This is a genomic window from Lysinibacillus sp. BS3 (genome assembly GCF_039614735.1).
In the GTDB taxonomy this organism is placed as follows: Bacteria; Bacillota; Bacilli; order Bacillales_A; family Planococcaceae; genus Lysinibacillus; species Lysinibacillus capsici.
Genome location: NZ_CP154860.1, coordinates 1,127,124 through 1,146,567 on the forward strand (window position 1 = coordinate 1,127,124; position 19,444 = coordinate 1,146,567).

The window sequence follows — 19,444 nt, forward strand, 5'->3', positions numbered from 1 at the left end:
TTACTTTTTCCTCATGAATTCAAAATAAAAGCTCTCCACCGAATTGGAGAGCGCTTGTTATTTCGTAGATAAGCATCAAAAAATTCCATAAGCCATGTTTTGTTCCCGAGTACTCAAACAGCTTGCGCCTCGTACGATCAGGTGGTAATCATCTATCTACAGAGCAAACTCTGTCCCTCTATCCGTTCAATTCCTTCTAGAGAGTGCCCCTACCATAATTTGGGTTTCTCACTCGTGGGGTTTACCTCGTTCCACCTTGCAAGTTTCCAAGCAAGCTTCGTCACTGTGGCACTTTCAGGAAGTGTCAACCATATCCAGAGGACTTAGGTTTTCCTTCCGCCGTCAGCCTTAATAGCTGCCTTACCTTATTTTTTCAGTAAGCACGAACACTACGGTCATCTCAGAACCGTGCGAGCATGGACTTTCCTCTACGACGTCTAGCGCCGCAGCGATTACCAGAATTTCGTGATGATACGAAAGATTATACTAGAGTTTTATGTTAAATACAATATAATTGACTAAATTTATTCGTACAGCTTGCTACCAAATACATGTTTTTCTAAATTAGAAAGACGTTTTAAAATATCAAAATTCGTTGTACCAGCTGCCGCTGAAGCAACCGGTTGTCTCTTAGGTGTGCTTTCAATTTCTTCTTTTAACTGTCTATTTTCTTCACGTAGTTGGGCCACCACTTTTTCAAACGTTTCATAGTCTTGAATAATTTCATCAAGAAAAGAATCTACTTCTTCTACATTGTAGCCTTTAAAGTTCTTTTTAAATTCCTTTTCAAGGATCATTTTTGACGTTAATTTAATGTCCATTCACATCGCCCTTCCTCACACTACATACACGAATACATTATAGCATACTTCATCACATTATATCGTCTGAAAATACTAATTGTAAGGCTAAACTTGTCGTTTCACGCGCTTACCCACGAATTTATTTCTTATTTCCTAATCTGTGTAGTCTCTTTTCCCAAGAAATTTCCCATTTTTGTTTTTGTTCTGCTCTCCATTGCCCATTATTTCGAATGAGACGTATGCCTTCTTGCGTATAATAAAGGGCCTGCTCATAATCCTTCATTTGGTGCTCATAAAGTATGGCTAGCTGCTCAAGGGCATGTAACTTTGTTCTTGCTTCAACAAAATGAAGGGAGGCCACGAATGAGTCAATAGCTTCACTATAGCGTTTATTCTTCTTGTGCTGTAAAGCTAAATAATATTGAGCATGGCCCGCTTCTAGCGCATCAAATTTTGATGTCACCTTTTCTAAAATCCTCACACTTTGTGTGCTTTCTCTTAAATCACCATACCATTTCCCAATGTTGGTGAAAGTTTTTGCTGATTCTTCATGGTCCTGCTCGAACAATAAATACGTAGAATGACTATACAGTGTGATAAGTGATAGTAAATCCCACTCATTATGATGCAAAACCTTTATAAGAGCATCTGGAATGCCACTTTTTACTGCATCCAAATAAATAATAGGTGCGAGATGGCCTGGAATATCCCCTTTACGCGAAAAACCAAGCTTTTCTTCCTCGACAGATTTTAATTTTAAGCGCTCCATATCATTTTTCCATAAACGCTTCGAACTATGCAACAAATCGATCTGTCGCTGAGAGCGTAATTTTGGTAAGGTTTTTTGATGCAATGTCCATCGTGTTTCAAGCTGTGGCCAATCAAAGCTTTTCCCATTATAGGTAATCACAGTAGCTGACTTTTGCCAAAGCTTGGATTCAAATAAGAAGGCTGCTTCATGTGCAGGATCTGCCATAATATATTGTGTGAGGATAAAGGATTCTTCAGCTACTTCTAAAAATCCAAGCAAAAAAATATGGGTCCCAACACCCTTTAAACCTGTTGTTTCCGTGTCAAAAAATAAGACGGACTCTTCCATATCTAGCGCATAAGGATGATCAAACTCAGCATCTTGCCATTTTTTCAGGGCTTCAAAGAATGATTGCAGTTGATAATGTCCATGCTGATAGCTAAACGGATAGCTTACTTGACGCTTAAATACGATGCCGAAATCATTTTCAACAACCGTTAGTCCCGCCTGTTTCCATTGCTCTGTATAGCTTGGCCTAGCAGGCTTTTGGAACGCTGGTTCTTCAACCTTTTTAGCGGACATCGGTTTTTTTCCCAGCATTTTTTTCATTTGTAATATTTTATTTTCGTAAGACATGAATTTCACTCATTTTCTGCTTATTGTATAAGACATCTCTCTTGCAAGAGTAACATGATTGTTAACCTCATTCAAAATATTCTTCGAGGAAAATCGATTTACCATGAATACAAACAAGAGGGTGAAAGAACATATTGGCGTTCCTCACCCTCTGTTTACTATACCATTAATTGTTGCAGTAATTTAGCTACCTTTCCTTTTGTTTGGAGCAATGATTCTTGTGCCCCAATACAGGAAGGACAGCCCGATTCACATGCACAATTTGTAACATGCTCATATGTTTTCATGATTAGCTCTTCCCATAGTTCATATACCTTTTCACTTAAGCCGATGCCACCAGGATACTTATCATAGACAAAAAACGTTGGCCGCTCATTATGTGTGGCCTTCACCTGTGGTACAACGGCTACATCGCTACTATCACATTGAATAAACAAAGGAATGAAGGCATTCATCGCGTAGGCTACCCCAGTCATAGCATCTGTTAGCTCTTCCTCTGTCCATTTATCTGGTGCTGTAAACGATAGCCACGAAGCACTTGTATGCATCTCATCAGGTGGTAAATGTATAGGTCCTGAGCCAATATTGTCATGTGTGCCGAAGCGTATTTTCTTGAAAATCGTTGCTTGTGCAATTAAGCCAACATCGCCAAAGCAGATTGTTCCACCTGCATATGAACAGTTACGATCTTCCTCTAAAACTTTCATTTCAACTGCTAGATTGGCATCTGTATAGTAATCAACATCTACTTCACGTACGTAGGCTTTCTTTTCTTCCCAGTCAAGCTTCTCTACTTGGAACTGAATGCCTTGGTGCAAGTAAATGGCTTCTTCATGCAAGAGTGTCATGGCACTATGACGATCCATTTCACCAATAACCTTTGTCTGTGCAGGAATGGTAAGATCAATAATGACTACATTTTCTTGTGACGCTGAACGTAAGCTAATATCATGCGCCGGGAAACGATCACTCATCCAATGCCATTTATCACTCGTCTTAAAAACTACCCCTTCTTCTGCTAAATACTCCAGCAATTCTTGTATGTCATATTCTCCATACGTATCGCCTGTTGAAAAAGGTAGCTCGAAGGCAGCACATTTCAAATGATCCATTAAAATCAGCATATTTTCTGGATAAATACGTGCTTCCTCTGGTGTACTGCCTAGTAAAAATAGTGGATGATTGACTACATACTGGTCCAATGCGGAAGATTGCGCAACATAAATAATCAATGCCTCATCCTGACGTCTCCCTGCACGTCCTGCTTGCTGCCAAGCACTCGCAATATTTCCTGGGTAACCTGTCATAATACATGCTTGTAATTGACCGATATCGACACCTAATTCTAATGCATTGGTGCTAACTACTGTTTGGATTGTTCCATCACGTAAGCCTTTTTCGATGACACGTCGTTCAGATGGCAGATACCCACCTCGATAGCCACGTACAGATTCATCGAGCAGCTTATTACGTGTAAGTTCCTTTAAATAGGTTACAATCATTTCTACTCGTACCCTACTTTTGGCAAAAATAATGGATTGAATGCCAGCCGTGTACAACCTCTTAGCTAAATCACTTACCTCTAATACAGCACTTCTACGCACGCCAAATGTTTTATGAATAATCGGCGGATTGTAAAAAAGAAAGGTTTTCTTACCAACTGGAGCACCCGAATCAGCAATGAGCATGTGTGATTCATTCGTTAGCAGCTCAGCAAGCTCTTTAGGATTTTTTATGGTAGCCGATGTACAAATAAACACTGGTTTACTCCCATAAAATTCACAAATTCTTTTTAATCTCCGAATAACATGCGCCACATGGGAACCAAACACACCTTTGTATGTATGCAATTCATCAATCACAATATATTGTAGATTCTCAAAAAGTGAAACCCATTTTGTATGATGCGGCAAAATCCCCGAATGAAGCATATCAGGATTCGTCATCACGATATGCCCTGCCTTACGAACCTTTTGGCGAATGCCTGGAGCCGTATCTCCATCATAGGTATAGCTTAAAATCTCCTCACCGCTTTGCTCAATGAGCTCATTCAAATCATTTTTCTGGTCCTGTGCCAGTGCCTTTGTTGGAAATAAATAAATGGCACGTGCATTTTTATCCTCCATTATTTTTTGTAGCACTGGCAGATGATAGCAATAGGATTTACCTGAAGCAGTTGGCGTAACCGCTGTAAAAGATGTACCACTCTGTGCCAAATCAAATGCCTCTCGCTGATGTGTATAAAGCTGCTCAATCCCTCTTGTCTGTAAGGCTTTCACTAAAGAAGGATGTAAATTCCTAGGAAATGGTGCATAGTTCGCTGGACGCCCTTCTAATGTTTGCCAGTGCAGGATACGCTCTTTAAGTTCTTCATCATATCTCCACTCATGTAAAAGCTCGCTAATCGTTCGTTTCTTCGATAGCATCCTTTTCTCCCTCCTTAACTAATCGTTCAAATATTTTCAAAGTATAGGAAGTAGAATGTATGGCATCTAAAAAACGTTTTTTACTTGTTTCTTTATAAAAAGATTGCACAACAAATTGCTCCATCGATTCAACGACTGAAGCAATTTGTTGCGTATGCATATATTTTGGTCGATTTTTTTGAATCCATTTATTGGCTTCTTGCTGCCATACCTTTAAAAGTTGATGAATTTCATCTGCATGTGGCTTTACCTCTTGAAAAAAATCAGGTGTTCGATCTTCCTCACGCATTTGCCAAAAACGTGAAACGCACTGATCACATTCATCTATTAATTTGGATGTTTGCTGGATAACTAACAATTTTGCACCTCATCTCTCAACAATTATACATAGCAAATATATTTCGTAGTGACGGCATATACATGCTGAGTATGTTTTGTTCAGCTCGTCAGCTATGGAAATATCACTGTTTATGACACCTATTTACCACACCTTTATGGAAAATAATGTATCAATTTTCATGCTATTGCGTTAGTTCAATTGCTTATAAGATAAGTGTACCAAAGTCTATGATTTTTCACTACTAATAGGCGAACAAGCATTCTTTACTTGCCAGTTCTTTTCTGCTAAGCTTACTTTCTGGCTAACCGCTTTAAGTTGCATAAAAAAATGCAAACTATGAGCATTGTTTTCCAATGACACTCTCGTGAAAAGTAATTGATTGACCAGATCTAACTGCGCAACTAATTGTTCTAACTTGTTCAAAATAACGCCTCCTTTGCTTTACTTTAGTATTCCTCGTATGTATAGAATTACCTTCAGGCGTGACAAAATAAGCGTAAGTTAGCTGAAAGAAGAAGATTTTCGATAAAATTTTAATAGTGAACCTCTGACCAAAAAAATCGTCATGAATGAAAGGTTGCTGTGTGAGTATATTTTCATCCCAATGACCTATTTAAATTTATCAGTTATTTTGACGATTCTAGTAATAATAAAGCTGGCGATTTTTCGACGCAAATTATTCATACGTACCATTTGTTTTCTACTATTCTAGTAACAATTTCATGAATGATGGAGGTAGAGAACAGCTATTAAAACATGGTAAACTAGTGGATAGAAAAGCAGTAAGGTAAAGGGTGAGTTTAATGACAATTCGTTATCCAAACGGGAAATTGTATACCCCAAATGCTTCTGTACAGAAAACAGAAAAAAAGAGCAAAAGCAAAGATTTATCTTTTAGTAATCGCGGGAAGACGCTAGAAGATGAAATTAATGAAGCAAACGACTATTATATAAAAAGGCGACTTGCTATCATTCATAAGAAACCTGTTCCTGTGCAAATCGTCAAAGTAGAGTACCCTTCACGAAGTGCTGCTGTCATTCGTGAAGCTTATTTTCGAACACCCTCTACAACCGACTACAATGGTGTTTGGAATGGGCATTATATAGATTTTGATGCAAAGGAAACGGCTTCCAAAACAAGTTTCCCCTTAAAAAATATTCATGAGCATCAAATGACACATATGCAGCAAGTGACGGAACAAAATGGTGTGGCTTTTATTATCGTTCGTTTTTCTGCTTTTGAACGATATTTTATTGTGCCATACAAAGTTTTACAAAAGGCCTGGCAAGCAATGGAAAATGGCAATCGTAAATCGATACCCTTTTCGATCATCGAAGAAGAGGCATATGAAATTCCCACGAGCTATTATCCGCGTATCGATTATTTACCTATCATCCAACAATTGATTGATGCAAAATGCTACGGGTCTGAAAGTGAGGAGAAATAAGAATGACTGAACGTCGTCGAACACGTGGAGAGCATCAAAAAGCTCTCGCTGAAAAAAATAAAAAGAAAACAACGAAACCAGCCTCATCCGCTAAGACATGGTTTAAACGCATTTTCTTAACTGTCTTAGCCATCGGTGTAGCAGGCTTAATTGGAGGAGGTGCATTATTTGCCTTCTATGCAAGCACGGCTCCAGAGCTCGATGAAGAATTACTGAAAGATCCTGTTTCTTCAGAGTTCTACGATAAAAACGGTGAATTATTTGCAACAATCGGTGCTGAAAACCGTAAATATATAAAATATGAAGATATACCTGAAGATATGATCAATGCTATTCTGGCTACAGAAGATGTACGCTTTTTTGAGCATCATGGTATGGATTTTTATCGTCTAGGCGGGGCAATCCTTGCAAACTTCCGTGATGGCTTTGGTGCGCAAGGTGCATCAACTTTAACACAGCAAGTAGTCAAAAACTCATTTTTACAAAACGAGAAGAAATTAAAGCGTAAAGCACAAGAAGCATGGCTTGCCTTCCAATTAGAGCGTAAGTATACGAAAGAAGAAATTTTTGAAATGTACTTCAACAAAATGCTTATGTCAGGTCGTATCTATGGCTTCGGTACAGCCTCACAATACTTCTATGGTAAAGAATTAAAAGATTTAACTTTAGATGAAGAAGCACTATTAGCAGGGCTAGTGCAACGACCAAATGCGTATAATCCATTAAAAAACCCTGAGCTTGCAAAAAAACGACGTAATACCGTTTTAGGATTAATGTATCAACACGGAAAAATTTCTAAAGCCGAAATGGAAGAAGCCAAAAAAGCAGAAGTTCAATCAGGTTTAGCGGATGATGCAACACGCCAATCATTTGCAGGTTCCAAATATGATGCCTTCCTGGATATTGTTATTAATGAATTAGAAAATAATGGTGACGGTTCGGCAATGGCAGAAGGAATCAAAGTCTATACGACGCTTGATCCAAATGCTCAACAAGTTGTAGAAAATGTGATGAATGATGATAGTAATTTCCCAACTGAAGATATTCAGTCAGGTGTGGCGGTCGTTGATACAAAAACAGGTGCCATTCAAGCCGTTGGTGGCGGTCGTAAATATGGTGCAGAACGTGGCTGGAATTATGCCGAGGACTTAACAAATAATCAACCAGGTTCCACAATGAAACCGTTAGTCGACTATGGGCCAGCAATTGAATATTTAAAATGGTCTACAGGTCAAACACTTGTCGACGAACCAATGAACTATACAGGTACAAAGCAAACAATCACAAACTGGGATGGCAGATATATGGGTGCCATGACTGCACGTAAAGCATTATATGCTTCACGGAACGTTCCAGCTGTCAAAGCATTACAGGAGGTTGGCACAGAAAAAGCCAAGGAATTTGTTGGACGTTTAGGAATTGAAACAGAAAATCTCTATGAGTCCGATGCAATTGGCGGTGGTGCTATTACTATCTCTCCTATTCAAATGGCAGCTTCCTATGCTGCTTTCGGTAATAACGGGGTCTATACAGATCCACATTCGATTACAAAAATTGTCTATCGAGATGGTAAAACGTCTAAAAACTATACACCTGAGTCTAAAGTGGCTATGAATGATTATACGGCTTACATGGTAACAGACATGCTACGTGATGTAGTCGGCAATAAGCCTGATGCCTCAGGAACTGCAGCCAATGTGCCTGGCTTGGATATCGCAGGTAAAACAGGTACAACTAACTATTCAGCAGAAGACTTTAACAAATATAATTTACCGAATACAAGTGTGCCAGATTCATGGTTTGCTGGTTACACAACTAACTATTCCATCGCTATATGGAGTGGCTATGAAAAACACTTTGATCCAATTACAACGTGGGAAGAACGTCGATTACCACAAAACTTATTTAAGACGATTATGCAAGAAATTTCAGCGAATGTTGAGACAGCTAGCTTCAAAAAGCCAAGTACTGTTGTAGAAGCAACGGTGGAAGTAGGCTCTAAACCTTTAAGATTGGCAAGTGACTATACACCTAGCGAACTACGTCAAACAGAGTTATTCGTTCGCGGGACTGAACCAACAGAGGTTTCTGAGGTCTATGAGGCGCCAGAGCTATCTACACCTTATAATGTTTCAGCAAACTTAGATTTAGGAGCACAGTCGATCAATATTTCTTGGGAACATGATGCCATCCTAAATCCAGAAACCGATGAACCATTACCAACTTCATTTGAAGTTTCTGCCACACGTGAAGGTGGAGAAACGGTTGTCCTTGGCACAGCAGACACCAAAGGCCTAACTGTTGCTAACACACTTGAAGATGGTAACTATACAATCTCTGTCGTAGCCATTGTAGATGGCACACGCAGTGAGCCTGGGACAACTACCTTCCAGATCACAACTACCCCTGAGGAAGATTTGGAAACGGAAGATCCAGATGAACCAGATATTGATTTACCGATTGATCCTGGTCAAGAGGATAATGATCAAGGTAATAACAATAATGGTAATGGCGACAACGGTAATAACAACAATAATAATGGTAATAACGGGCATGGAAATGGCAATGGGCATGGAAATAACGGCAATGGTGGAAACAATGGCAATAATGATGGAAATCAGCAGCCAACACCTCCTACCGAGCCTACCAACCCAAATGAAGAAGACCAAAGCTCAGAATAAAGAAAAAAACCGAGAAGCAGTTCATTCACTGCTTCTCGGTTTTTTGTTTTTTTATTGATGAAGGGCTCTGAGGAGGCTATCCGTCAGTTTTGAAGGTCTATCCTTCACTCTACAAGGTCTATCCGCCACTTTTCGCGTCCTATCCTTCACTTTATCTGTCCTATCCACTTTTTATACTCTATCCATCCACTCTAACTTTTACTAGCTTGAATCCGCAGTCGTGCTGTGCGCTTTTTCGTTTCTTTAAATAGCTCATCTAGTTGACGATAGCATGCATATTGACCTGGCTTAGCTTTAATAAAGGCTAATCGCTCAACCCCATTAATCGGTAGCACTTCATCGCCTGCAGCTTGCACAAGTTGTTCAAATAGCTCGATGGCATCTTCCATTAGCCCTTTTGCCAGTCCATTTCTTACATCATGTGCTGTATGGATAGCGGCTTGTAGTGAAGTCCATTGGGCAAACCATGCATCTACTTTTTCTTTTGCAATGGCTTCGCTATTCATGCTTTCTTCACCATGCCTTTCTTTAAACGCTTTTGCCCTTCACGACAATCGTCGAGTAAAGGGCAAGTACCACATCCAGGATTTTGGGCCTTACAATGATAACGCCCAAAGAAAATTAATTGGTGATGCGTTTTTGACCATTTGTCCATTGGCGTTTTCTTCATAATCGTTTCTTCCACTTCAAGCACCGAATCTTTCCATCGACAGAGCCCTAGGCGTTTGGATACTCGCTCCACATGGGTATCCACTGCAAGTGCTGGAATATCGAAGGCTACTGAAAGCACAACATTGGCCGTTTTTCGTCCTACACCTGGTAATGTCACCAATGCTTCACGTGTTGCAGGGATTTCGCCACCGTACTCATCTAGTAAACGTTGACATAGAGCCTGAATGTTCTTCGCCTTATTGCGATAAAGGCCAATAGAGCGAATATCCTGTTGCAATTCCTCTATAGAAACAGCTAAATAATCTTCTGGTGTTTTATATTTTTGAAATAAGGTTTTCGTTACTTTATTGACTAGTACATCTGTACATTGTGCAGATAATAATGTAGCAATCGTTAGCTCAAAAGCATTGTCATGGACGAGCTCACAATGTGCGTCGGGAAACATTCGATCCATTTCTTCTAGACAATGCTCCCACTGTTTTTTCGTTAACAAACTGGATGCCCCCTATTCTCTTTCTTCCAACCAATTATAAAAAGGAACTCTACCCGTTGATTGCGTTTCTTGTTGAACTGTTCGAGCTGGTGCTCTGTTAAATGTCTGTTTCTCACGGAACTGTTCACTTTGCTTTTGTGCGGCTTGAGGTGTCGTAATATTTTTCTTTTTCCATTCTAATAAAATGCGATCAATATAGCGAATACTCAATTTTCCAGCAAAGACAGCCTCCTTTAGCGCCTCTTTGATGAGTGCGGGACTATGCTTGTCCTCATCAAGCCAGCATCCAATTTTTTCAAGTTCTAAAGGAGATAAAAGACGCCCCATTTCCTCTTCAAAAAGACGGAATATCTCCCCTTCTTCTTGCTGAAGTGTCACTGCCGTTTGTTGCTGCTCTTTCATATCAATCATCTGTAAAATGCGCTCCCATAGCGGGTATACGGAATACTTTTCATATAGCTTGCCACCCGCGTCGACATCTCGTGTAATTTCAAGAAAACCCTTCTGCATTAATCGCTGTAAACGGGATGTGATGTCATTATCAGACATTGTGAGACGATTTTTTAGATCATTAGGTGTTGGGAAGTCATTCTCCTCCATATGAAAGGCCAATAAGTGCATGACAATCAGTGCCTCTTCATCCTCCATGTTTAACTCCTTATAAAACTGAAAAAAAAGCTGTGGAATGGGAATCATTCTCTGCTCAGTCCATGTACGGAGTCGATGATTATTTACGTTCATTATTCTCCAGACTCCTTCTTTAAGTAAGTAGAAAAGCCGCGTAGATAGTTCACTACGCGACTTTTAAATTGATTAGCTTATGGATATAAGCGGTTTAGTAAACGTGGGAATGGAATTGTTTCACGGATATGCTCTGTGCCTGAAATCCATGCTACAGTTCGCTCTAACCCTAGACCAAAACCTGAATGTGGGACAGAACCATGTTTGCGAAGCTCTAAATACCAAGCATAGGCATCTAATGATAGGTTATGCTCTTCCAGACGTGATTTTAATAAATCGTAGTCATGGATTCGCTCTGAACCACCAATAATTTCTCCGTAACCCTCTGGTGCAATTAAATCAGCACATAATACAACATCATCGCGATCTGGGTGTGGTTGCATATAGAACGGTTTAATACCTACTGGGTAACAAGTAATAAATACTGGTTTGTCAAATGAATTCGCAATCGCAGTTTCATGAGGCGCACCAAAATCATCGCCCCACTCAATATCGTCGAAGCCTTGTTCGTGTAAAAGCTTAATCGCATCATCATAAGAAATTCGAGGGAATGGCGCTTTAATGTTTTCAAGTGTTGATGTATCACGGCCAAGTCGCTCTAGATCTAATTTGCAGTTTGCAAGTACAGATTGTACGATGTGCGCTACATATTGCTCTTGTACTTCTAAATTTTCTTCAAATTCTACGAATGCCATTTCAGGCTCAATCATCCAAAACTCGATTAAATGACGACGAGTCTTAGATTTTTCAGCACGGAAAGTTGGACCGAATGAGAAGACTTTTCCTAAAGCCATCGCAGCAGCTTCCATGTAAAGCTGACCAGATTGAGATAGATAAGCATCTTCATCAAAATATTTTGTATGGAACAGCTCTGAAGTACCTTCAGGCGCAGAACCTGTTAAAATTGGTGGGTCCATTTTTGTAAAACCGTTGTTATTGAAAAATTCGTATGTAGCGCGAATAATTTCATTACGAATTTTCATAATGGCATGTTGTTTACGAGAGCGCAGCCATAAATGACGGTTATCCATTAAGAATTCTGGACCATGTTCTTTTGGTGTGATTGGGAAATCTGTTGCTGCATGTAGTACCTCGATACCAGTTATAGCAAGCTCACAGCCAAAGCTTGAACGTTCGTCAGCTTTCACCTCACCAATCACATACATAGAAGTTTCTTGCGTCATCCCTTTTGCCGTAGCAAAAATTTCTTCGCCTACTTCTTCTTTCACTACAACGCCCTGTACAAAGCCAGAGCCATCACGTAGCTGTAGGAACGCGATTTTTCCACTTGAACGTTTATTGGCTAACCAAGCGCCAATTTTGACTGTTTCACCGATATGCTGTGGCATATCTTTAATCATAATTTTTTTCATAGAAATCCTCCAAAGTTGACTAGAAGGATTAGTCTTGCCATTTTGATTTTACGAATGTATCAATACGACGGACTGCCTCTTCTAATAAGTCTAAAGATGTAGCATAAGATAATCGCATAGTAGTTGGTGTACCGAAGCCAGAGCCTGGAATCACTGCTACGTTTGCTTCTGTTAAAATATCCGCAGCAAATGCATCTACTGAATCATAGCCAGTGTGAGCCATAGCTTCTGCTACGTCCGGTAATAGGTAGAATGCACCCTGTGGCTTTAATACATGGAAGCCAGGAATAGCACTTAACTGTGGGTAAATTTTTTCAAGACGAGATTCAAATGCCTGACGCATTTCCTCTACCGCATCCTGAGAGCCATTATACGCCTCCACAGTTGCATATTGTGCTGTTGTTGTCGCATTAGATGTTGAGTGTGATGCAAGGTCAGTCATTGCTTTAATAATGTCTGTGTCACCTGCAGCATATCCAATACGCCAGCCTGTCATAGAGTGAGATTTTGCCACACCATTAACAACGATTGTACGTGCTTTCACTGCATCAGAAAGTTGTGCAATTGAAAAATGCTCAATACCATTGTATACAAGCTTCTCATAAATTTCATCTGACACGATTAAAATATCTTTTTCTTCTGCAACAGCAGCAAGTTCTGCAAGCTCTTCACGAGAATAAATCATGCCTGATGGGTTGCTAGGAGAATTAATAATCACTGCTTTTGTCTTGTCTGTCACAGCTGCTCTCAGTTGATCCGCTGTAATTTTATAGCTTTGTTCACGTGTACCTTCAACATAAACTGGTACGCCGCCAGCTAATTTCACTTGTTCTGGATAAGACACCCAATAAGGAATTGGAATAATAACCTCGTCACCTTCATTTAAAATCACTTGGAATAGCGTGTATAAAATATGCTTTGCCCCTACACCAACAATGATTTCATTTGGCTGATAGGTAAGGTTATTGTCGCGTTGAAGCTTATCAATAATGGCTTTTTTCAGAACTGGAAGTCCGCCAGCAGGTGTATATTTTGTATACCCTTTCTCCATTGAATCAATGGCAGCATTTAAAATATTTTGAGGTGTATTAAAGTCTGGTTCACCAGCTCCAAGACCAATCACATCAATACCTTGCTCTTTCAATGCTTTTGCTTTTGCAGTAATCGCTAATGTTGAAGATGGTGTTAAAGTTTTTACACGTGTTGCTAATAAATTTTTCATTCGGGATCTACTCCTCTTATAAATTCGTAATGCGCTTCCACCAGTCGCCATCCTTAAACAGAATATAGACATAGTTGAGCTGGTCGTGGTCGTTCAGATATGTAATTTCCCAAACTGCGCCAGGCTCCTCATAGCCTAATTTCATGTGGAGGACTTTTTGTACATTTCCTTCATTTTTAAAAACCGATAATGCTTGCTTTTCCGTAATACCATCTTCTAATATCACTTCCTGAATGGAATCCTCGTCTAGATTCGTCGGAACAAAGACAGCTTTTTTATCACCGTATTCGTCTACCCCGAACACAGTAACATACGAATGTTTGCCATTATATGTGTAGGACTCCGATACAATTGCGAGGGCTTTGGCATCGAGTGCCAACTGTTCAGCCTGCTCTTCAATTGAACGGAACGGAGCCTCGGCTTTCCAGAGTACTAAAATACTAATGACAAGTGACAACGAAACAATAAAGACAGAAATGAAAATTAACCAGTTTTTCATCTATTCACCTTATGTTTCACATCGAGCTGTTTTGGCATAACACATAGCTGATGCATGTGTGTGTCTATAACTGTGTAACCATTCATTTTGCTTTCCATTTTGTCAACCTGCTTTCTTTCCTCATACCACAACATTATACAACAATTTTGTGCTGTCGTGTTTCTTAATTTCATATATTGTACGTTGCTAGAACAACGTTTTCAAACAATGACTACAGTAAATTTCATTTCACCTCATAGAAGCCTCGTTTTGGGCATAAAAAACATGGTCCTATCACAAGAAAAATTCCTATTTAACTATGTAAATAGGAACCTGTCATTATGATAATTCGTATAGCACACAGCTAGCACGGCCATTCGCCTTTGCTTGGTATAAACAGCTATCCGCTTGCTCAAATAGCTCCTTGTATTGATAGTTTTTCTGATTATTCACACAAGCACCCATACTGACCCTTAAGGGATAACTTTGCTGTTCCTGTTCGAGCTTTAGTGAGAGCAAATAGGCATGTGTGTTATGGACCAATGTTTTGATATAGTCCTTCTGAGAATGCCTAAAACAAAGGATGAATTCATCTCCGCCATAACGAATAATTTCCACATCTTCATCCTGTAAAAAATCCTTCAAGCTGTTAGCTAAAAGCTGTAAAATCATATCTCCAAATAAATGACCATGCGTGTCGTTAAATAGTTTAAAATAATCGACATCCAAAACCGTAATACATACATAGGATTGCGTTATTTCGGCTGCATTGAGCCATTCCTGTAGCTCATAGTCTAAAAAATGTCGATTTAAAACGCCTGTTAATGGATCATAATGTGCTTTTTTCTCAAGCTTTTCCTTTTGACGCTTAAATTCTAAGTTCATTACTTGTTGTAATAAATTTGCAACACTCATTTTTTCCGAGAGATCAATATATTCACGCTGTACATCAAAAATTTCATCTCGCCAATCCAATTGATACAATACATTTAACAGTAAGCGCATCACTTTTTTTGTAATTGGCTTATCTCCATAAGATCGGGCAAGATCTATGGCTTGTTTATAATAAAATACAGCTTCTTCAAGCTTTTGCTGTTTTTCAAATAAAAAACCGTAGCCAAACAATGCCGCTACTTTTTCTCGTTTATGATGATGAATAATAGTAGAGGATAACGTACTGTCCAGCAATGCCTTCCCCTTTTTAAAATCCCCTTCTAAAATATACACATCTGCTAAATTATTATTAATACGAATATCATGTAATTTTGCTAGATCAGGCATTGTTCTAGCAAGAGATTTATTATATTCTCTAGCTAATAGCCCTGCTTGAAGTGCTTCCTTTGTACAGCCCTTCTCTACCTCTAAATAGCACAGATTATTATGACAGCGAACAAGCATGACAGGATCTTGTAGCTCCTGTGCATAGGCGATAGATTTTTTCGTCATCTCCACCGTTTTTTCACGGATGCCAACTAAATCATAGATTAATGACATTACTAAATGATAATGCATTAAATCTTTTGTCGTACCATAATTTTGACAAATGGCCTCATAATCATGAATAAGATTAACCATGCTTAATGTGTCACCTAAAGAATGATGAACTAATATTTTTTGATAGTACAAATCCATGACATATGGATAGTTATTGCTCTCTAATGCGACTAAAAGACCTTGATCAGCAAGCTTTAGTGCTTTCGTTAAATACCCCTTTGTGCGCATCTCCATTATCGTTTTATTTAATTCTTCTAATGTTAATTCCACCGTTTCACCACTTCTCCATACCCCATATCATCCAGTTTACTTTGTGCTTTCTCAATTATAAGACATATGTATTCACTTAGTCCGCCTTTTTCGTATGATACCAACTATTACCTACAACGCAAAAATCTTTTGTGATGATTGTTTTAAAATCTTACATCTGTTTGCTTGAAAGTGAATCATCTTATCCCATCATAATATGTAGGTAAATTTTTTATGTCTTTACACATTTTTCTCCATTTTTGTCCTCGTTACCTGTTGTTTTTACCCATATGATGAGTTAATTAGCTTTTTTAGTATCGAAAAGGGACGTGATGTTGTGAGTATGCAAATTAACCCTTCTGATCCAGCAACAATTCCAAAATTTGTAGATGAACTTCCAAAACCAATGATTGCTAAACCAAAATACAGCAGAGGGCAACAGAAGAATGATTATTACGAATTGGTCATGATGGAGGGCCAGCATCGTTTTCATAAGCATTTTCCAAACTCATTAATTTGGGGCTACAATGGGCTTTACCCAGGGCCAACCATAGAAGCTTCTAAAGATAAAACTATCTATGTGAAATACAAAAACCAGCTGCCCTTACAGCACTTTTTACCAGTAGATTTTACGCTTCATGCTGCAAACGATTCACAAGAAGTAAGAACAGTTACTCACTTACATGGTGCCAATGTGGATTGGCAGAGTGATGGCCATCCTGAAGCATGGTACACAAGAGACTATCGGCATACTGGTCCAAAATTTAATAAGGAAATACATGAATATACGAATCATCAACCTGGCACTACCATGTGGTATCATGACCATGCCATGGCTTTAACACGTTTAAATGTATATGCAGGATTAGCAGGCTTTTATTTACTGAGGGATGCCCTTGAGGAACGCTCTAATTTACCATGTGGAGACTATGAATATCCGATTTTAATTCAAGATAAAACGTTTAATGAGGATGGCTCATTGTTTTATCCTGACGAACCACCCTTTCCCGTGCCTGTTCATCCCTCTATCACACCAGGCTTTGTTGGCAATACGATAGTGGTTAACGGAAAACTATGGCCTTTTTTAGATGTTGAGCCACGTAAATATAGATTTCGTTTACTAAATGGCTCTAATCGACGAGGCTATGTCATCAGTCTTTCCAATGATCAACCAATGTTTCAAATTGGTACAGATGGCGGTTTCTTATCAGCACCACAACTTATCCAATCTGTCGAGTTGCTGCCAGCTGAACGCACGGATGTCATTATCGATTTTTCAAGCTGTGCTGGACAGGAGATTACCTTACTTAATACTGATACCGATTTCAGTGATGAACACACAAACGTGATTATGCAGTTTCGAGTAACTTTACCTTTGAAATGTGAAGATACAAGTGAGATTCCAGAAAGACTTGCCGTTTCTATGGATCTACATCCACACCATGCACATATTGAAAGACAACTACCATTGACGGCGACTACCGATGAGTTTGGTCGACCTATGTTGCTGTTAAATGATCGAATGTACCATGATCCAGCAACGGAAAAACCTTCTTTAGATAGTGTGGAAATCTGGAACTTTATTAATGCTACACCCTTTATCCATCCTATTCACCTGCACCTCATTCAATTTAAAATTCTGGAACGAAGGCCGTTTGATTTAGAAATCTATCAAAATGAAGGCATCGTACAATTTACAGGGCCGCCTGAAGAACCAAGAGACTATGAGCGAGGTTGGAAGGACACGGTGAAGGCTGACGCTGGAAAGGTGACAAAAATTATTATGCATTGGAAAGATCATGTCGGGAATTATATGTGGCATTGTCATTTCCTTGAGCATGAGGATCATGATATGATGCGACCCATTCTCGTTATGAAAGACGTCCATGCTGTTCAGCAGCCTCATGCAGCAGTAGAACATCCTGTAACACATCAAGAATCAACAGCTCCCACAAATCCTACAAATCCTACAAGTACTACCCATCATAGTGAATCTTCAGCTCCACTATTAAATGAGGTAGAACACTCACAACTTGAGGAAGAAAAGGTAGTCTCACCTCAAGAAGAAGAATCCATTACTATTCATATAGGAGATAATACACAACATATGCCAACGCTACTGTTCCCAACCCTTCCTACCAATACTCCTACCAGCAGGCATAGGCCTCGTCAAAGAACCCGAAGATTTTAGCTAAGTACGCTTTACAAAGAAAACTACCAATGAAAAGGTGGTTTTCTTTGTTCCAGCAATTTATTTGACCTCCAATCGCCATATTCTTCTCGTTACGAAAGCTAATAATAATACACACACAGAGATTATAAACACTGGTATATAGATGTTGGCTTGAAAGAACTCAAATAGCAACCCATACCCCATCTGCCCAAGTGGTGCCATACACTGTGATACTGCCATCATAATTGCCATGACTTTCCCTAATTGTTCATTTGGTGTTTCTTTTTGGACAAGGGTCATTACGTAAATGGAGATAATCGTCATCATCATCGCAATGATAAGAGCACAACCAATAAATAAGCTATACGATGGATAATAGCCAATTTGAAGGGCGCGAGGTAGCACAGACATAGCCATGGGAATTACCAAAAAGGCTGACATCAATACCCAAATATAGAGGGTGTGAATACGCAGCTTTTTTGCAAAGTACCCCATCGTTAACGCGCCTAAAATCGTCGCAAAATCAATAATCCCCATTCCTATTCCATACAATGTATCACTACTTTTCATCGTGACACGAAGAATAATAGGCACACCAACGATAAAAAGTGGAGTCAATAGTAAATTCAATAAAGCAGCAAGTAGCGTACATTTTAAAATAAAAGTTTGCTTCACCACATAAGTAAAACCTTCTTTCATGTCTTTGATTAAGGTCGGCATCAAATGACCATCATAGCTACGTTTCACAAATGGGATTGTCATAAACATTTCTACAATAGCCGTAAAGAAAAATAATAAACCACTTACTATGACGAGAAGTTTGAGGCCAAGCATTCCATATAGTATCCCCCCTAGCACAGGTGCTGTCACTCCTGCTAATGCCTGGACCCCATTGACGATCCCATTAGCCTGCTCAAGCTTTTGTCCGCTAACTAATAGCGGAATACTAGCCATTACAGCTGGCGTGTACATTGCACTAATGAATGAAAGAAGCACCATAACCAACCCAATCCATAGCACAGAATGATTGTTTGTTAGTAATACAATAAAAAAAATCAATACAATGCCACTACTGATAAAATCAAATAGGACCATTAAATTTCGCCGATTAAAACGATCTGCTATAGCGCCACCAAATGGTGTAAGTAAAACAGGAAGGCTTGAAATAGCGAAAAGCACAGCAAAAAGATCTGCCCGTCCTGTTATATCTAAAACAAAAAGTGAAAGAGCAAATCTTAAAAGCGCAGAGCCTAAAATAGAAATAATCTGCCCAGCTACCATAATGATAAAATCTTTCGAAAAGCCTTTTTCTTTGACTAGCATTTCCATATAAAAAACACCCCTTATTATTTTTAGACCGACAGTCGGTCATTTAATATGTTAAAAAATTGTAGGCACAAGCTTCTAGGACTTGCCCTACAAATTAGACTGACTGTCGGTTTATAAATAGTATATGTGAACTCC

16 protein-coding genes and 1 other RNA gene are annotated in these 19,444 nt (G+C 39.2%); 3 read left to right on the forward strand and 14 right to left on the reverse strand.

The window, feature by feature from the left end:
- Nucleotides 1–83 precede the first annotated feature (83 nt).
- From rnpB to AAJG31_RS05965, 6 genes are all read right to left on the reverse strand, one after another.
- Nucleotides 84–464: RNase P RNA component class B (gene rnpB / locus AAJG31_RS05940), an RNA gene on the reverse strand.
- Between the two features lie 60 nt (nt 465–524).
- Complete coding sequence (gpsB, locus tag AAJG31_RS05945) at nt 525–821, reverse strand: cell division regulator GpsB (RefSeq protein WP_004269307.1); 297 nt, start codon at nt 819–821, stop codon at nt 525–527.
- A 121-nt stretch (nt 822–942) separates the two neighbouring features.
- Nucleotides 943–2,190 carry a ribonuclease H-like domain-containing protein gene (locus AAJG31_RS05950; protein ID WP_054550769.1) on the reverse strand — a complete coding sequence of 416 codons (1,248 nt, stop codon included), beginning with the start codon at nt 2,188–2,190 and terminating at the stop codon, nt 943–945.
- A gap of 158 nt (nt 2,191–2,348) precedes the next feature.
- A complete protein-coding gene (locus AAJG31_RS05955; RefSeq protein WP_279494513.1) occupies nt 2,349–4,616 on the reverse strand; it encodes a DEAD/DEAH box helicase in 2,268 nt (755 codons plus the stop codon).
- Nucleotides 4,591–4,974: a YppE family protein gene (locus AAJG31_RS05960; protein WP_054550767.1), complete on the reverse strand. Its 384-nt coding sequence runs from the start codon at nt 4,972–4,974 to the stop codon at nt 4,591–4,593. Before AAJG31_RS05960 ends, AAJG31_RS05955 begins: the two co-directional genes overlap by 26 nt.
- 207 nt (nt 4,975–5,181) lie before the next feature.
- A complete protein-coding gene (locus AAJG31_RS05965; RefSeq protein WP_004225568.1) occupies nt 5,182–5,379 on the reverse strand; it encodes a hypothetical protein in 198 nt (65 codons plus the stop codon).
- A gap of 380 nt (nt 5,380–5,759) precedes the next feature.
- Here AAJG31_RS05965 and recU point away from each other — a divergent pair, with 380 nt between their 5' ends.
- Both recU and AAJG31_RS05975 read left to right on the forward strand, forming a co-directional pair.
- Nucleotides 5,760–6,404: a Holliday junction resolvase RecU gene (recU, locus tag AAJG31_RS05970; RefSeq protein WP_048389981.1), complete on the forward strand. Its 645-nt coding sequence runs from the start codon at nt 5,760–5,762 to the stop codon at nt 6,402–6,404.
- A gap of 2 nt (nt 6,405–6,406) precedes the next feature.
- Nucleotides 6,407–9,085: a PBP1A family penicillin-binding protein gene (locus AAJG31_RS05975; protein ID WP_279494511.1), complete on the forward strand. Its 2,679-nt coding sequence runs from the start codon at nt 6,407–6,409 to the stop codon at nt 9,083–9,085.
- Between the two features lie 191 nt (nt 9,086–9,276).
- Here AAJG31_RS05975 and AAJG31_RS05980 read toward each other — a convergent pair whose 3' ends face one another.
- The 7 genes from AAJG31_RS05980 to AAJG31_RS06010 all read right to left on the reverse strand — a co-directional run bounded on the left by AAJG31_RS05980 (nt 9,277) and on the right by AAJG31_RS06010 (nt 15,828).
- Entirely contained in the window at nt 9,277–9,591 is a 315-nt protein-coding gene (locus tag AAJG31_RS05980; RefSeq protein WP_279494510.1) for a YpoC family protein, read from the reverse strand.
- Nucleotides 9,588–10,250 carry an endonuclease III gene (gene nth, locus AAJG31_RS05985; protein ID WP_279494509.1) on the reverse strand — a complete coding sequence of 221 codons (663 nt, stop codon included), beginning with the start codon at nt 10,248–10,250 and terminating at the stop codon, nt 9,588–9,590. The genes AAJG31_RS05980 and nth overlap by 4 nt, the downstream gene beginning before the upstream one ends.
- A 12-nt stretch (nt 10,251–10,262) precedes the next feature.
- Nucleotides 10,263–10,991, reverse strand: coding sequence for a DnaD domain-containing protein (locus AAJG31_RS05990; RefSeq protein WP_016994290.1), 729 nt, complete (start codon nt 10,989–10,991; stop codon nt 10,263–10,265).
- Between the two features lie 77 nt (nt 10,992–11,068).
- Complete coding sequence (gene asnS, locus AAJG31_RS05995; protein WP_004232833.1) at nt 11,069–12,364, reverse strand: asparagine--tRNA ligase; 1,296 nt, start codon at nt 12,362–12,364, stop codon at nt 11,069–11,071.
- A 28-nt stretch (nt 12,365–12,392) separates the two neighbouring features.
- A complete protein-coding gene (locus tag AAJG31_RS06000) occupies nt 12,393–13,586 on the reverse strand; it encodes a pyridoxal phosphate-dependent aminotransferase (RefSeq protein ID WP_048389971.1) in 1,194 nt (397 codons plus the stop codon).
- A gap of 16 nt (nt 13,587–13,602) precedes the next feature.
- Nucleotides 13,603–14,085 (reverse strand): DUF5590 domain-containing protein, encoded by a 483-nt coding sequence (locus AAJG31_RS06005; RefSeq protein WP_048389969.1) that lies wholly within the window; start codon nt 14,083–14,085, stop codon nt 13,603–13,605.
- Nucleotides 14,086–14,403: 318 nt separating this feature from the next.
- On the reverse strand, nt 14,404–15,828 hold the full coding sequence (locus tag AAJG31_RS06010; protein ID WP_259950092.1) for a tetratricopeptide repeat-containing diguanylate cyclase: 1,425 nt from the start codon (nt 15,826–15,828) through the stop codon (nt 14,404–14,406).
- Between the two features lie 322 nt (nt 15,829–16,150).
- On the opposite strand from AAJG31_RS06010, the gene AAJG31_RS06015 reads away from it, so the two are divergent.
- Nucleotides 16,151–17,998: a multicopper oxidase gene (locus tag AAJG31_RS06015; protein WP_259950133.1), complete on the forward strand. Its 1,848-nt coding sequence runs from the start codon at nt 16,151–16,153 to the stop codon at nt 17,996–17,998.
- A 60-nt stretch (nt 17,999–18,058) separates the two neighbouring features.
- Here the strand turns inward: AAJG31_RS06015 and AAJG31_RS06020 are convergent, their stop codons facing one another.
- Nucleotides 18,059–19,309 (reverse strand): MFS transporter, encoded by a 1,251-nt coding sequence (locus tag AAJG31_RS06020; protein ID WP_103117756.1) that lies wholly within the window; start codon nt 19,307–19,309, stop codon nt 18,059–18,061.
- Between the last annotated feature and the right edge of the window lie 135 nt (nt 19,310–19,444).